At 71.2% G+C, this 14,349-nt stretch carries 12 protein-coding genes, 1 tRNA gene, 2 pseudogenes and 1 riboswitch; of the genes and pseudogenes, 7 read left to right on the forward strand and 8 right to left on the reverse strand.

All coding sequences use genetic code 11. The features are described 5' to 3' along the window. Positions 1 to 65: 65 nt before the first annotated feature. A pseudogene (locus ACH4T9_RS23070) lies at positions 66 to 248 on the forward strand (IS630 family transposase); the annotation flags it as partial. Positions 249 to 617: 369 nt separating this feature from the next. Further along, positions 618 to 1,256 (forward strand): class I SAM-dependent methyltransferase, encoded by a 639-nt coding sequence (locus ACH4T9_RS23075; RefSeq protein WP_396671762.1) that lies wholly within the window; start codon positions 618 to 620, stop codon positions 1,254 to 1,256. A 346-nt stretch (positions 1,257 to 1,602) separates the two neighbouring features. Here the strand turns inward: ACH4T9_RS23075 and ACH4T9_RS23080 are convergent. Continuing rightward, positions 1,603 to 1,746 (reverse strand): annotated as a pseudogene (locus ACH4T9_RS23080) (ADP-ribosylation/crystallin J1); the annotation flags it as partial. A gap of 614 nt (positions 1,747 to 2,360) precedes the next feature. Between ACH4T9_RS23080 and ACH4T9_RS23085 the strand changes: the two are divergent. After that, entirely contained in the window at positions 2,361 to 3,173 is an 813-nt protein-coding gene (locus ACH4T9_RS23085) for an inositol monophosphatase family protein (RefSeq protein WP_396672066.1), read from the forward strand. On the opposite strand, the gene ACH4T9_RS23090 is transcribed toward ACH4T9_RS23085, so the two are convergent. Continuing rightward, positions 3,170 to 3,430, reverse strand: a complete 261-nt coding sequence (locus tag ACH4T9_RS23090; protein WP_350880389.1) for an e9imm peptide — start codon at positions 3,428 to 3,430, stop codon at positions 3,170 to 3,172. The genes ACH4T9_RS23085 and ACH4T9_RS23090 overlap by 4 nt on opposite strands. Before the next feature lie 118 nt (positions 3,431 to 3,548). Between ACH4T9_RS23090 and ACH4T9_RS23095 the strand changes: the two genes are divergently transcribed. After that, complete coding sequence (locus tag ACH4T9_RS23095) at positions 3,549 to 4,406, forward strand: hypothetical protein (protein ID WP_396671763.1); 858 nt, start codon at positions 3,549 to 3,551, stop codon at positions 4,404 to 4,406. Between the two features lie 53 nt (positions 4,407 to 4,459). On the opposite strand, the gene ACH4T9_RS23100 is transcribed toward ACH4T9_RS23095, so the two are convergent. From ACH4T9_RS23100 to ACH4T9_RS23115, 4 genes are all read right to left on the reverse strand, one after another. Beyond that, complete coding sequence (locus tag ACH4T9_RS23100; RefSeq protein ID WP_396672067.1) at positions 4,460 to 5,098, reverse strand: response regulator; 639 nt, start codon at positions 5,096 to 5,098, stop codon at positions 4,460 to 4,462. Continuing rightward, positions 5,095 to 6,339: a sensor histidine kinase gene (locus ACH4T9_RS23105; protein ID WP_396671764.1), complete on the reverse strand. Its 1,245-nt coding sequence runs from the start codon at positions 6,337 to 6,339 to the stop codon at positions 5,095 to 5,097. The genes ACH4T9_RS23100 and ACH4T9_RS23105 overlap by 4 nt, the downstream gene beginning before the upstream one ends. Positions 6,340 to 6,341: 2 nt before the next feature. Further along, positions 6,342 to 7,853 (reverse strand): alpha/beta hydrolase, encoded by a 1,512-nt coding sequence (locus tag ACH4T9_RS23110; RefSeq protein ID WP_396671765.1) that lies wholly within the window; start codon positions 7,851 to 7,853, stop codon positions 6,342 to 6,344. A 233-nt stretch (positions 7,854 to 8,086) separates the two neighbouring features. Then, positions 8,087 to 8,160 (reverse strand) — tRNA-Gly (locus ACH4T9_RS23115). Positions 8,161 to 8,449: 289 nt separating this feature from the next. On the opposite strand from ACH4T9_RS23115, the gene ACH4T9_RS23120 reads away from it, so the two are divergent. Beyond that, positions 8,450 to 9,433 (forward strand): zinc metalloprotease, encoded by a 984-nt coding sequence (locus ACH4T9_RS23120; protein ID WP_396671766.1) that lies wholly within the window; start codon positions 8,450 to 8,452, stop codon positions 9,431 to 9,433. Between the two features lie 71 nt (positions 9,434 to 9,504). Here ACH4T9_RS23120 and ACH4T9_RS23125 read toward each other — a convergent pair whose 3' ends face one another. Continuing rightward, positions 9,505 to 10,065, reverse strand: coding sequence for a pyridoxamine 5'-phosphate oxidase family protein (locus ACH4T9_RS23125; protein ID WP_396671767.1), 561 nt, complete (start codon positions 10,063 to 10,065; stop codon positions 9,505 to 9,507). Between the two features lie 99 nt (positions 10,066 to 10,164). Between ACH4T9_RS23125 and dcd the strand changes: the two genes are divergently transcribed. Beyond that, entirely contained in the window at positions 10,165 to 10,743 is a 579-nt protein-coding gene (gene dcd / locus ACH4T9_RS23130) for a dCTP deaminase (RefSeq protein WP_161688788.1), read from the forward strand. Between the two features lie 51 nt (positions 10,744 to 10,794). Here the strand turns inward: dcd and ACH4T9_RS23135 are convergent, their stop codons facing one another. Continuing rightward, positions 10,795 to 11,835 (reverse strand): NlpC/P60 family protein, encoded by a 1,041-nt coding sequence (locus ACH4T9_RS23135; RefSeq protein ID WP_396671768.1) that lies wholly within the window; start codon positions 11,833 to 11,835, stop codon positions 10,795 to 10,797. A gap of 12 nt (positions 11,836 to 11,847) precedes the next feature. Beyond that, positions 11,848 to 11,988, reverse strand: a riboswitch (cyclic di-AMP (ydaO/yuaA leader). Positions 11,989 to 12,200: 212 nt separating this feature from the next. On the opposite strand from ACH4T9_RS23135, the gene ACH4T9_RS23140 reads away from it, so the two are divergent. Next, the gene (locus ACH4T9_RS23140; protein ID WP_396671769.1) at positions 12,201 to 14,192 is read left to right on the forward strand and encodes an N-acetylmuramoyl-L-alanine amidase; all 1,992 of its coding nucleotides are present in this window, start codon (positions 12,201 to 12,203) and stop codon (positions 14,190 to 14,192) included. Positions 14,193 to 14,349 lie beyond the last annotated feature (157 nt).

Consider the following 14,349-nt stretch of genomic DNA (forward strand, 5'->3'; position numbering starts at 1 on the left):
GGGTGAGATGATGGTGCGCCAGGTCAAGGCGTTGTTGTGGGCCACGGACGGTGTTTCGAACGCCGAACCCGCCGGCTGCCGAAGCGGCGTTCTGTTTCGACGAAAATACCCAGGTGCAGGCTCTGGACCGCACTCAGCCGTCCCTACCGATGGTGCCGGGGCGGACTGGGACGATGACCCACGACTACAAGAGAAACAGCACCCTGGACCTGTTTGCCGCGCTGCACGTGGGCTCCGGGGAGGTGCTGCACGACACCCGCCGCTCCCACACCGGACACCCGAGCCCTTCGTCCGGACCAAACCGCCGACGAGATTTTCGACAAAGTCGCCCGTGGACAAGCCACCCTCGACCGGATCACCAGATCCGCGACACACCACTGAAGTCACCGGGGTGGGTAATGACGTCAGGACGGAGATCCGGCTCCCGGACGTGGCGGAAGCGGCGGTGATCGCGCGTAGCCATCTGCGCTCCCGGGCGGCGACCATGCCTTATCTCCCCCGCAGGAACGCAGTCCCGAGCAGGTGATGCGCTGGGTCGAGGACGTTCTGCTCAAGGAGTGCCGCTTCTGGGTGGCGGTACGCGACGCCGTGGTCCTCGGCCCCGCTATTCTCGGGGGATGACGGCCCGGACCGACTGGCAGGCGTGGCACGAGCCCTACGCCGACGAGGGATCGCCCCTGTCGCGTCGGCTGCGCCTCGTGCGGCGGGAGATCGCCGCGTGGCTGGACGAGCGCCCCGACGAGATGCTCACGGTGGTCAGCGCCTGCGCGGGCCAGGGGCACGACCTCGTCGGCGTGCTCGCCGGGCGGGCCGACGCGCACCGGGTCCGCGCGACGCTGCTGGAGTACGACGCGGGCAATGTGGCCACCGCCCGGAATGCCGCCGGCCGAGCCGGGCTCACGAACGTCACCGTCGAGCGGGCGGACGCGGGGCAACTCTCGTCGTACGCGGGGGCGGTGCCCGCCGACCTGGTGCTCCTGGCCGGGGTGTTCGGCAACGTCAACGACCATGACGTACGCCGGACCGTGGCCGCCCTGCCGCAGCTCTGCGCGGCGGGTGCCACGGTGATCTGGACGCGGACCCGGCGCGCCCCCGACCTGACTCCGGCGCTGCGTGGCTGGCTGTGCGACGCCGGATTCGTGGAGCGGGCGTTCCACGCGCCGGAGGGTGTGCTCTTCTCCGTCGGCGTGCACCGGTTCGCCGGCAGGCCCCGCCCGTTGGAGGTCTCCGGGGGTCTGTTCACGTTCGTCCGCTAAAGCCTGGGTGCATACACAACGTCTCCTGGCAGCAGGCGCCCGATCACGGTGGTGATGCGGAGATCGGGTAGATCTTGGAAGATTTCGGCCCCTGGAGGGGCCGCTTGCTTCCAAGATCTCCCAGTTCCGGGGCGGGAACCGCCGCCGACCCGGTCAGGCGCGCAAGAGCGCGCTCGGTCGTGCCCGCTGTACGGACAGGACCGTGTCAGGAGTTCGCCGGGGCTCGTCCCGCCAAGGAACAGACCTGACAGCCCGGAGCGGGCGGGCCCCGGCGAGCCCTCACCCCGCACCCACCGCCCGCGCCGCACCGAGGTAGATCGACTTCGACACAAGCGCTAGCTGTCGGCTACCGGAACTCGTGCATGACCTCGATCGACCCGACGATGTGGTCGTTGAACTCGTCCAGCTCCTCGGCGGGCACCCACAGTTCGAGGATGGCCTCGCCGCCGGGAGCATCGTGCCGAACCGAGAAGGACGTCACCGCACCAATAATCGCCGGGGCCGGCACGCCGCGTGTCCGCCGTGGCGGGAACGCTTGGAAAAGGGCAAGCCGAAGCCCGATCCGAAGCCCGCACCGTCGCCGGCCCAGCCGGACCCGGTCCCGTACGACCCGCCGTTGATCGGCCCGATGATCCCCCCGCACCGGTTCCCGCGTAACGACGCCGCGACGCGGGTCCTGCGACCGGCGGCGGGCGAGTTCCGCACGCGGGGCGGGGAGCGACGCGGCAACGGTGGTCGGCCGTGTCGATGAGGGACTATGACCCCACGGCAGGACGTACCGTGAGCCGCCCTCACCTGCCGATGCGCCCGGCCTGGCTCTGCCGGGTCTGCGCCGCGCAGTGGCCGTGCCCGCCGGCCCAACTTGACCTGGCCACCGAGTTCTACGGCCATTCGGTTGCGCTCGCCTTCTACCTGGCCACGTCGATGTACGAGGCGATGGACGACGCGTACCGGCTGGGCGGTCGCCCCGACGGGGCCGCCATGTACTCCCGGTTCCTCGGCTGGCTGTCCCTGACGCGCCGGCCGCGCGGCAGGACACAGCGGAGCGCCCGGCCCACCGGATCGGGCGACACTCAATCCGTCGAGGGCCGGTACCCTGCGCGCATGCTGGACAGCGACGAGACCGTGGCGATCGAGGCCGCGCGAGCGGGAGCCGTCATCGTCCGGGCCAGGTACGGCTCCGCCCTGACCCGCTTCGAGAAGTCCGGGGGTGACTTCGCCACCTCGGTCGACATCGAGGCGGAGAACGCCATCCTCGGTGTCCTCCGGTCCGCACGGCCGGAGGACGCCGTGACGGGTGAGGAGAGTGGACGCACAGGTGCCGGCGGCACCGCCCGCGAGTGGCTGGTCGACCCCCTGTGCGGCACGCTCAACTACGCCGTACGCAACATGCTGGTCGCGGTGAACGTCGCGCTGCGGACCGATACGAAGGTGACCGTGGCGGCCTCGGCCGACCCGTTCACGGACGAGGTGTTCTGGACCGACGGCACGCACGCGTACGTACGCCGCGACGGCGTCGACGAGCGGCTCGCGCCCTCCGCCGAGTCCCGGTTGGTGGATGTCAATCTCGATCCACCGTTCCCGAACGCTCCCCGGTTCCAGGCGGCGCGGCTGCTCGCCGACCCGGGCTTCGTCGAGTGGTTCCGCCCGCGCGTCGTCTCCACCACCCTGGCGGTGGCCTGGGTCGCCGCCGGTCGACGGGCCGCCTACGTCACCGACGGCGACCTGCGGGACAGCGTGCACTTCGCCAGTGGGATCGCTCTGTGCCAGGCAGCGGGATGCGTGGTGACCGGCATCCAGGGTCAACCCCCGCACACCGGCTCGGGCGGGCTCATCGTGGCGGCGGACCGCCAGACGCACGCCGCCCTGCTGGCGCTGGTCGACAAGCAGTTCGCACCCGCCGGTGACGTCACCTAGCTGGTCGCCGGCTCCGTCCACGGCCCGGACCGCATCTCGATCGGCTCGTAGGCGAGGGCCCGGTCGACGACCTCAGCGGCCGTCAGCTCGGGGACCGAAAAGATCATGTCAGCGACGTCCGGGCAGACGAGGCCACGTTCGAGTCGATCCAACAAGTCGTCGAGCTCAGCGTCGTCCGCGTAGCCGAGACTCATGATCCGCTCAACGAGGACGATGGCCTCATCCCGGGTGAGCTTCGGAGGCAGACTCTGATCCATGCCGCGCAGCGTAGGCGAGCGTGCTCGACTCCCCGGCGTCCCGGTCGTGTTCGACCCGGCCGACCAACCTGCGCCGCCCCGGCCGACCAGGGCACCAGCGCGATTATGCTTCGTGATCATGGACGGCCTGTACGGGGACCTGACGGTCGAGGAACTGCGTGAGCGTTGCACCGGGTGGGACCGGGCAGCTCTGCTCGCCGACTTCGACCGGCTCCGCGACTACCGCAGCGCCGCCGACTGGAACGCGCTGGTGCGTGTCTGCGAGGCCCTCGCCCTGATCGGCTGGGGCGACCGGGAGCCCGTCGAGGCATTCGCCGAACGCTGGATCAACGGTTCCTTCTACACGCGGCTGCACGACGTACGGTTCCGGGCCGTCGCCGGCACCGCGCACGGCTGGTCCCGGCGCGGCGACACGTTCCTCGTCGACGGCGGCCCGGGGAACGTCGACCCCTCGGTGACCACCCTGCACTCGCAGCGCATCCCTCTGGCCAAGAACCCCGTCCGGCTGGTCCGGTCCGGCAACTACCAGATCGAGGCGGGCCAGTTCGTCGACGAACTGGCCCGCCTGCGGGGCCTGCTGGACGAGCGGCTCGCCAGGCCGTACGGCCCCGGATTCGGCTACCTCGGGATCCGCCTGCTGTTCAGCCTGCCCAACGGAGGTCCGGGGCTCGGCATGGAGTACTTCCACGACCAGATCGGCCCGCCCACCGCCCCGGACGCCAAGCCGTTCCTGCGGCCCCGGCTGGAGCTTGGCCGGCTCACCCGCCGCCGCGGCGAGGTCGTGCTCACCGTCGAGCGGCACTACACCGACGCCGAGGCCCGCGCCGGCCTGGACCGGCAGAAGCGGGACTTCGCGGTCGACCTCACATCCACGCTCGACGGGCTGGCGACGAAGCTGCGACGCAAGGCCCCCGACTACCGCCTCGACGAGTTGCGCGCCGATCTCGACACGATCCTCGACGAGTGGTCGGCCTGACGGGGGGGGCACCGCTGCGCCCCGTCGTCCGCTCACCGACGCCAGCAGGCCGGTCAGCTTCGCAGGTAGGTCAGGACGGCGAGTACGCGGCGGTGGCCGTCCTCCACGGGAAGATCGAGTTTCAGGAAGATGTTGCCGATGTGCTTGGCCACCGCGGCGTCGCTGACCCCGAGCGTGCGTGCGATCGACGGGTTGGAGCGGCCCTCGGCCATCTGCCCGAGCACCTCCCGTTCCCGCCGGGTCAGCCGGTCGAGCGGATTGGTGGTGCGTTGCCGACTCAGCAACTGCCGCACCACAGCGGGGTCGATGACGGTCTCGCCGGACGCGACCCGCGACACCGCATCGGCGAAGTCGGCGACCTCGCCGATGCGGTCCTTGAGCAGGTAGCCGACCCCGGCCTGACCGGACGGGCCGAGCAGTTCGGCGGCGTACGCGGTGGCCGCGTACTGCGACAGCACCAGGACCGCCGCGTCCGGATCGCCGGCACGCAGTGTCACCGCGGCGCGCAACCCCTCATCGGTGAAACCGGGCGGCATGCGGACATCGGTGATGACCAGGTCAGGCCGGCACTCCAGGGCGGCCCGCAACAGCGAGTCACCGTCGCCGACCGCCGCCGCGACCGTGTGGCCGAGGCCCTCAAGCAGGCTGACGAGGCCGGCCCGCATGAGGGTGGAGTCCTCGGCCAGGACTATCCGCAGCGACACGGCAGGTCGATCCTCACCACGGTCGGGCCTCCTCGCGGGCTGCTGATCTCCAGGGTGCCATCCATGACGGCCACCCGGTCGGCCAGCCCCCGGATGCCCGTGCCCAGCGACGGGTCGGCACCACCCCGCCCGTCGTCGGTGATCGTCAGCACCAGCCGATCCTCCACCACCCTTCCGGTGACCCGGACGCAGGTGGCGGCGGCATGCCGAACCACGTTGGTCAGGGCCTCGGAGACCACGAAGTAGGCGGTGGACTCCACCGCAGGCGACGGGCGACCGGGCATCACGAGGTCGACCTCGACCGGAATCGGGCACCGCTCGGCGAGTTCGCGTACCGCCTCGGCCAGCCCGAAGTCGGTGAGAATCTGCGGATGGATGCCGCGAATCTGCTCCCGGATCGCCGCGAGCGCCATCCGGGCCTGCTGGTGGGCCTCGCCGACGAGTTCGCCGGTCCGTTCGTTCTTGCCGGCGAGTTCCATCTCGGCCAGGCTCAGATTCATCGTCAACAGCAGCAGGTGCTGCTGTGCGCCGTCGTGCAGGTCACGCTCGATGCGTCGACGTTCCGCCTCGAACGCGTTCACCAGCCGGTTGCGCGACTCGGCCAGCTCATCCATCTGACGGCTCAACTCGGTACCGGTGGGGGCGAGCAGCCACCTGGCGAACTCCGCCTGCCCACCGGCGAGAACGCTGATCCCGTACAGGGTGACGATCGTGGCGGGCACCCCGGCCAGGGCGGCGACGGCGCACGCCTGGCCAACCGTGTCGACCGACCAGCCGCCCAGATCGATCTGGAACTGACCCGGGTTCATCGTCGCGACGAACAGCGGCAGGGCCAGCAGGATGACGCAGAGGAAGACGACGAACAAGGCGAGCGCGTCGAGGAGAAGGAGCACCGACTGTAGGCACGCGAAATAGCCGAGTTCGCGCCAGGTGGCCGTCTCCCGCACCCTCAGCCGTGCCCAGGCCAGCCCGCTTCCGGGTGCCGTCGCGTGCGGGTTGCGGACCTGGGCCGACGTCAGGAGGCGGAGCCGGTGACGCTCCAGCGCCCCGACCGGCATACCGATGAGCAGAAGCAACGGCGGGAACAACAACAGCACCAGTACGGCGACCCACGCGGCTCCGGCGACCGGCACCGTGCTGGCGACGTAGGCCAGGCTCCGCCACGGCCACGACGACCGGAGAAAGCGGAGCGGATTGCCCGCTATCGCCCGCCACACGCTCGCAGCCACGTTCACGCCCCTGCGACACAGTCTGTGTCACGGGTCGGCAGAACGCCGTCGACCAGGTAGCGGTTCACGGTGCTGTCCACACATTCATTCCCCGCGGCGAGATACTGGGCATGCGCGAAACGGCCGCGCAGCGTCACCATCCGCGAGCCCGCCAGCGCCTGGTGCATCGCCTGCTGTCCCGGGTACGGGGTGGCCGCGTCGCCGTCAGCCCCGACGATCAGCGCCGGCGCGTTGTTGCGGATCGTCGTGGCCGCCTCCGCCGGCCGGACCGGCCAGAACGCGCACGGCGTGATGTTGCGGGTCAACGGCCCGAACAGGGGCTCGTCGGCGCGGTGGGCCTGAATGTCGCGGAAATACGTGCCCGGATCCCGGGAAGCGGCGCGGTCGGCGCAGAGGACGGGGGTCCCTGCTCGATCGGCGGCGTAGCCGTCGCCGGTGAGCAGACCGGCGAGAAACGCCTCCAGCGACGGTGTGGGCGTCGTCGCTTCGCCGTGTGCGGCAGCGTCGAGCACCCGCAGTTGCTCGGCGAGATCCGCGTAGCCCTCGACGAGGTCGTCGTAGAGGTGGGCGAAGAGGAAGTACGGCAACACGTGCGAGTCCACCGCGTACGTGCCGATCTTGAGCGGACGGCGAGCGCTGGCGCTGTTGATGCGGTCGACCACGGCCAACACCTCGCTGGCGGTGGCGCCCAGGCCGTACTCGCCGTTGTGATCGGCCGCCCACGCGGCCCAGTGTTCGAGTGCGGCCTGGATCGCCGCCGCGTTGCGGGAGAACAGGGCCGGGCCGAAGATGGCCGGATCCACGGCGCTGTCCAGCACCACCCGGTCGGCGCGGGAGCCGAACATCTGCAGGTAGACCGCACCCAGGTAGGTGCCGTACGAGTAGCCGAGGTAGGACAGTTTCCGTTCCCCCAGGACGCCTCGGATGAGATCCATGTCCCGGGCGGTGTTCCGCGTGGACGCGTGCGGCAGGAGATCGAGGTTGCCCTGCGCACACCCGGCGGCGAGCTCCTTGGCCAGTGCCGCGCTCTCGTTGAACGTGCGCTGGCTCGGGCCGGCGGAACGCAGGAACGTGTTGGTCTCCCATCGGCACTCGATCGGGCTGCTCCGGCCCACGAACCGCGGGTCCATCCCGATCAGGTCGTACCGGGCCGCGACGTCCGGCATCTGCTCGCCGGCAAGCACCATCCCCATCCCACTGTCTCCAGGGCCTCCCGGGTTGAGCATCAGGACGCCACGGCGATGGGCCGGATCGGTCGCCTTGATCCGCGCCATCGCGACCGTGGTCGTAGGGCCGTGCGGGCGGCTGTAGTCGACCGGAACGGTCACCTCGCCGCACTGGGCACCCGCGTCGTCGAGAGCGGCGCCCAGCTCGTCGGCCGGACCGGTAAGGCAGCCGTGCCAGTTCACCGACTGCCGTTGGGCAACCCCGGCCGACGCGACAGTCGTGGTCAGTACTCCGCCGAGGGTCAGTGCACCGGCGGCGACAATCGCGGTGATTCTTCGAATTCGCACAGGTCAACCCTAGGAACCACCCGTTCGGGGCGCGATGGTGCACGAGCCCGCGCCCCCGGTCGAGGCGCCGGTACCCGAGCGGTATACCTGGCTCTACCTACCGCAGCGGGGCACCGCATGCCCGAGCCCACCCCGCGCTCAGCTGACCCGGAATCGGGCACGGCAAGCGCGGTAAGCGTCAGCAACGTCGAAGGCCCTGGCCGGGACTCGCGTCCTGACCAGGGCCTTCGTGGTGGAGCGGGTGACGGGAATCGAACCCGCACTGTCAGCTTGGGAAGCTGATGTTCTGCCATTGAACTACACCCGCAGGCGGCACCACTGTACCCGACGGCTGCGCCGGGTGCATCCAGGCACCCGTCGCGCGCCGCCGACCGGCAGCCGCACCGGGCCGACGCCGCTGCCCGCACTCCGCCCAACCCGGTCCATGGCCACCTCACCGCCTCCCCGCGATGACCCGAGCCATCGATGAACCGTAGAAGTTTCATACCGGCAACATATAGCCGTTCTCAAATCCTTCGATCGGTTGTAACGTCTGCCACAAGTTTCAGCCACGGCGCGACACACCCCCTGCCGCGCCGCCAGAAAGAGGTGGGCCCATGGGACTCCGTGCCAACCTGCTGACCCGGCGTACCGCCGGCGTCGCGTCGACGACCCTCGCACTCCTGCTCAGCACCGCCGCCGTGGGCGTCGTTCCCGCCGCATCGGCCTTCTCCGCCGCCCCGGGTCAGACGTGCGCCGAGCCGGCCGACGTGCACTCCGACGCCCGGGTCAAGGCGGGCGCGCAGACCAAGCACGAACCCAACGAGCTGACCGCCGCCCAGGTCCGCGAGCGCGAGGCCGACCTGGCGGGTGCCCTGCGCGAGCGGGCCAACTTCCGGGCCGGGGCCGGCGCCGGCACGCTCGCGACCGTGACCATCCCGGTCGTCGTGCACGTCATCCAGGAGAACAGCACCCGGGCCGGCGGCAACATCCCGGACTCGCTGATCACCTCGCAGATCGCCGTGCTGAACCAGGCCTACAGCGGCGCCACCGGCGGCGCGGCGACCGCCTTCGGCTTCCAGCTCCAGAAGATCAACCGGGTCACCAACCCGGCGTGGTACCCGATCGTGTCGGGCTCGTCGGCCGAGCGCTCGATGAAGACCTCGCTGCGTGAGGGCGGCAAGAACACCCTGAACATCTACCTCGGCGAGCTGAGCGACAACCTGCTCGGCTGGGCGACCTTCCCGAAGCGCACCCTCGACAAGATGGACGGCGTCGTCGCCCTGAACGAGTCGCTGCCGGGTGGCACCGCCACCAACTACAACCAGGGCGACACCGGCACCCACGAGGTCGGCCACTGGCTGAACCTGTACCACACCTTCCAGGGCGGCTGCTCCGGCTCGGGCGACAGCGTGAGCGACACCCCGGCGGAGGCGTCGCCGGCGTACGAGTGCCCGACCGGGCGGGACACCTGCACCGCCACCGGCAAGGACCCGATCACCAACTTCATGGACTACACCTACGACTCGTGCATGCACCAGTTCACCGCCGGGCAGGCGAGCCGGATGCTGACCGCGTGGAACGCGTACCGCGCGGCCTGACGCACCCCTGTTCCTGACCCTCCGGTGCCGGCCCCGTCCTCCGACGGGGCCGGCACCGGCGTCGTCGGGGGTCAGGCCGCCGCGCGGTGGGCGCCGCAGGCGTGCCGGGTCGGCCCCTGATCCGGTACGCCCACCGGGGCGCCACCCGGGTCACCGGCGGACCGGGGGTCGAGCCACACCTGCACGGCCGGCTGCCCCGGCCCGCCGCCCGGGAAGACGGCGCCGCCCTGGTAGCGGCGGGCGAGCATCGCCACGTCGACGGTGAACTCGAACAGCCGCCAGTCCACCTGCGGGGCGGCCCGCCCCAGCTCGGCGAGCCGGGCCACCCGGGCCTGGTCGGTCACCGGCCACGCGTGCCCCGCCACGTACGCCTCGTCGTCGCTGTCCTCCGGCGGGAAGGAGTGCAGCGCGTAGCGGCCGTCGCGTTCGAGGTCGCGCCGCTTCGGCGAGTCGACGATGAAGCAGAAGAGCCCGTCGTCGGTGATCACCGGGGAGACCGGGTGCACCCGGGGCCCACCGTCGGCGCGGACGGTGGCCAGGTAGCCGAAGCCCGGCCCGTACTGCTGCATGAGGAGGCGGATCCCGCCGGCGAGTCGTGGCTCGTCAGCGGCGAATTCGGACCAGGAAGCCATGTGGGCATTCTATCGAACACGTGTTCGACAGGCGAGCGCGGCGCGCCGGTCGCCGTAGGCGATGACAGGCCCGCCGACCAGGGTCGCTATGGTGTGCCGATGCTGCTCTCCGACCGCGATCTCGTCAGCGAGCTGAAGGCTGGCACGCTCGCGCTGGAGCCGTTCGAGCCCACCCTGGTGCAGCCGTCGAGCATCGACGTGCGCCTCGACAAGCTCTTCCGGGTCTTCAACAACCACCTCTACACGCACATCGACCCGTCGGTGCAGCAGGACGACCTGACCTCGGCGGTCGAGGTGCCCGACGGCGAGCCGTACGTGCTGCACCCGGGCGAGTTCGTGCTCGCCTCCACGCTGGAGGTGATCTCGCTCGGCGACCAGCTCGCGGGCCGGCTGGAGGGCAAGAGCTCGCTGGGCCGACTCGGGCTGCTCACCCACTCGACCGCCGGGTTCATCGACCCGGGCTTCTCCGGTCACGTCACGCTGGAGCTGTCCAACGTGGCGAACCTGCCGATCACGCTCTGGCCGGGCATGAAGATCGGCCAGCTCTGCATCTTCCGGCTCTCCTCGCCGGCCGAGCACCCGTACGGGTCGAAGGTGTACGGCTCGCGGTACCAGGGCCAGCGCGGCCCGACGCCGAGCCGCTCCTGGCAGAACTGGCGCACCTGGCCCACCCGCTGACGGCGCGGGCGTGGTCGAGGGGCCCGTCCCGCGGAACGGGCCCCTCGCCGCTCAGTCGGGGCGGCCGTAGCTGTGGATCTGGCCGTCGTCGATGCGCTTCATCTTGACGGGCTGGCCGGCCTGGGAGGCGTGCACCACCCAGCCGCCGCCGACGTACATGCCGACGTGGTGCAGGTCGGCGTAGTAGAAGACGAGGTCGCCGGGGCGCAGGTCGGCGCGGCTCACCCGCGCGGTCACCGACCGCTGCTGGGCCGCGTTGTGCGGCAGCGACACGCCGGCCTTGGCCCAGGCCGCGAGCATCAGGCCCGAGCAGTCGTACGAGTTGGGGCCCTCGGCGCCCCAGACGTAGGGCTTGCCGATCTGGGCACACGCGAACTTCACCGCGACCCCCGCACCGCCGCCGGGGTAGGCAGCCGGGCAGGGAGCGGGACGCAGCGCGCCGCCACCGCCGGTGCCGTACACCTTGAGCCGCAGCTTCTGGAGCCGGTCGATCTCTGCGTTGATCTGCTTCCGCTTGGCGGCGAGCTGCGCCTCGGTGCGGGCGAGCTGGGTGACCATCTCGTCCAACGGCTTCTTCTTCGCATCGAGCTCGTCGCGGAGGTCGATGACCGCCCGGATGTCGCGCTGCTGGCGCTCGGCGAACTGGTCGAGCAGTTCCAACTGTCCCATCATCTGACCGGGCGAGCGACTGCCGAGCAGCGCGTTCACCGCCGACAGGTTCTCACTCTTATACGCCTCGACGGCGAGGCCGCTGACCTTGTCCATCGCCTCGTCGACCCGGCGTTGCAGCGGCCCGATCTGCTTGGCGACGGCGTCGGCCTGCCGACGCTTGAGGGCGAGGTCCTGACGGGTGGCGTTGTGCCGCTCGATGAGCGGTTCGAGCTTGTTCCAGTCCTGGTCGATCTGCCGCTCGATCTCGGCGATCGAGGGATCGGCCTGGGCCGAGGTCGGGGCGCCGGTCAGGACGACGGCGGCGCCGGCCAGTGCGGCGAGGGCGGTGGTGAAGCGTGACCAGCGTGGGCGCGGCGTAACCGGCATCCGGTCGGCGTGCGCCGACCGGCGTGACGGGCGCCGCAGGGCAGGGAGTGCCACCTGGCTCCGTTCTCCTTCTTCCTTGACCGCCTACCGGGTTAGCTGACGGGTTCGGGCGGGAAGGGAGAGCGCCCTACCGCAGCGGCGCTGCGGATTCACCCCGGCGTACCTGGGTCCCCGGCTCGCCCGGAGGCGACTCGGCGGTGTCGGACCGTCACCGCCCGGCTGGGCGATACAGCTACCGGCCGACGATTGACCAGAGTAGAGACGCCCGTTATCGATCCGCAACCCGCCGGGCGATGACACGCCATACCACGCCACCGTGCGGAAGATTCCTTCACATCGCGACACCTGGTGGAAAGCTATTGACGTGGGAGGACGACGGCGGAAGGGTGACCTCATCCGACGCCCAACCAGGAGGTTCGATGCCCCGTTCTGTCGTGTCGTCGAGCAGACGGATCCTGCTCGCCGCCGCCGTGGCCGCCACCACGGCCCTTGTGCCCCTCGGTACCACCGCCTCCCCGGCCGCGGCCGGCCAGACCCCCAACCGCCAGCAGCAGTACGCTGACGCCGCCGCCGAGTACGGCGTGCCGGAGAGCGTCCTGCTCGGCGTCTCCTACCTCCAGTCCCGCTGGGACACCAACGCCGGCACCCCCAGCACCAGCGGTGGGTACGGGCCGATGCACCTCACCGACGCCGAATACGTGACCGGCCTGCCCACCGGCACCCACCACGACTCCGGCGACGAGGACCCGCGCGGGGACGACTCCCGCCCGGCCCCCGCCGCCGCCCAGCCCTCGGCCGACGAGGCCCCGACCGCGGCGTCGTTGCAGACCCTGGACACCGCCGCCACCCTGACCGGGGCCGACGAGGCTGCCCTGCGCGCCGACGCGCCGACGAACATCCGGGGCGGGGCGGCGCTGCTCGCGTCGTACCAGCGGCAGATCGGCGCCCCGGTCGGGGCCGGCACCGACCCGGCGGCCTGGTACGGCGCGGTGGCCCGGTACGCCGGCGCGGACGGCGCCGACGCGGCGGCTGCCTTCGCCGACGAGGTCTTCGGCACCATCGCCGGCGGCGAGAGCCGGGTGACCGACGACGGGCAGCGGGTGACCCTCGCCGCCCGGGCGGTGACCCCGCAGAAGTCCTGGCTGGACCGGCTCGGCCTGCGCCTGCCGGCGCGCCCCGACGGCCTGGAGTGCCCGTCGACCATCTCCTGCGAGTGGATCCCCGCCCCCTACCAGTCGCTCGGTGCCGACCCCGGCGACTACGGCAACCACGACCTGTCCGACCGGCCCAAGCGGCAGAAGGTCGAGTACATCCTCATCCACGACACCGAGGGCAGCTACGCGGGCACGGTCAACATGGTCCAGGACCCGACCTACGTGAGCTGGCACTACACGCTGCGCTCGGCCGACGGGCACATCGCCCAGCACGTGAAGACCAAGGACGTCGCCTGGCACGCCGGCAACTGGTACGTCAACGCCAAGTCGATCGGGCTGGAGCACGAGGGCTTCGCCGCCCAGGGCACCTGGTACACCGAGGCGATGTACCGCACCTCGTCGAAACTGGTCCGGTACCTCGCGCTGCGGCACGGCGTCCCGCTGGACCGGCAACACATCATCGGCCACGACAACGTCCCCGGCACCGTCGCGGCGAACGTGCGGGGCATGCACTGGGACCCGGGCCCGTACTGGGACTGGTCGCACTACTTCGACCTGCTGCGCGCGCCGGAGCTCAACACCGGCACCCCGCTGACCGGCATGGTGCGGATCGACCCCGACTTCGCCACCAACCGGCCGGCATTCACCGGCTGCGTGACGGCGGGCGTGCCCTGCCCCTCGCGCGGCTCCTCGGCGGTGGTGCTGCGCAGCGCGCCGAGCGCCGACGCGCCGCTGGTCAACGACATCGCCCTGCGTCCGAACGGCTCGCCGGCCACGATGGCCGTCTCGGACCACGGCGCCCGCGCGTCGACCGGGCAGACGTACGCCCTGGCCGGCCGTGATGGTGACTGGACGGCGATCTGGTACCTCGGGCAGAAGGCGTGGTTCCACAACCCGGCGTCCGCGCCCACGGCGGCCTGGACCGTCGGCCTGGTGGCCACCCCGAAGGCCGGGAAGGCGACGATCCCGGTGTACGGGCGGGCGTACCCGGAGGAGGCGGCATACCCGGCCGGCGTGCCGTACCAGCCGATCTCGCCGTTGCAGTACACCCTCTCCGCCGGCCAGCGGTACTCCGTCGGCAACGTGCTGCCCGGCGAGTACTACCGGGCCACCACGTTCGACGGCTCGGCCCCCGGTGACCGGACGGTGATCCGGGGTGAGAAGCAGTACGTGCAGATCCAGTTCGGCCACCGGATCATGTACGTCGACCGCGCCGACGTGAACCTGGTGCCGTCCCCGCTGGGCGCGCCCCGCTGACGGTCGCCCCTCGGCACGACGAAGGCCCCCGGTCGGGTGACCGGGGGCCTTCGTCGTGGACGGTGCTCGGGTGCGGGGCCTCGCGTGGCATCAGGTCCGGGCGGCCTTCGCGGGGGCCGGGGACTCCTGGCTGCGCGCGCCCGCACCGGAGCCGCGC

It is taken from the genome of Micromonospora sp. NPDC020750 (genome assembly GCF_044334565.1).
Taxonomy (GTDB): domain Bacteria; phylum Actinomycetota; class Actinomycetes; order Mycobacteriales; family Micromonosporaceae; genus Micromonospora.

What these genes read in the sequence shown, in the direction of transcription:
- ACH4T9_RS23075 (WP_396671762.1), top strand. Translation starts at nt 618, where the DNA reads ATGACGGCCCGGACCGACTGGCAGGCGTGGCACGAGCCCTACGCCGAC.
- ACH4T9_RS23085 (WP_396672066.1), top strand. Translation starts at nt 2,361, where the DNA reads ATGCTGGACAGCGACGAGACCGTGGCGATCGAGGCCGCGCGAGCGGGA.
- ACH4T9_RS23090 (WP_350880389.1), bottom strand. Translation starts at nt 3,430, where the DNA reads ATGGATCAGAGTCTGCCTCCGAAGCTCACCCGGGATGAGGCCATCGTC.
- ACH4T9_RS23095 (WP_396671763.1), top strand. Translation starts at nt 3,549, where the DNA reads ATGGACGGCCTGTACGGGGACCTGACGGTCGAGGAACTGCGTGAGCGT.
- ACH4T9_RS23120 (WP_396671766.1), top strand. Translation starts at nt 8,450, where the DNA reads ATGGGACTCCGTGCCAACCTGCTGACCCGGCGTACCGCCGGCGTCGCG.
- ACH4T9_RS23125 (WP_396671767.1), bottom strand. Translation starts at nt 10,065, where the DNA reads ATGGCTTCCTGGTCCGAATTCGCCGCTGACGAGCCACGACTCGCCGGC.
- dcd (WP_161688788.1), top strand. Translation starts at nt 10,165, where the DNA reads ATGCTGCTCTCCGACCGCGATCTCGTCAGCGAGCTGAAGGCTGGCACG.
- ACH4T9_RS23140 (WP_396671769.1), top strand. Translation starts at nt 12,201, where the DNA reads ATGCCCCGTTCTGTCGTGTCGTCGAGCAGACGGATCCTGCTCGCCGCC.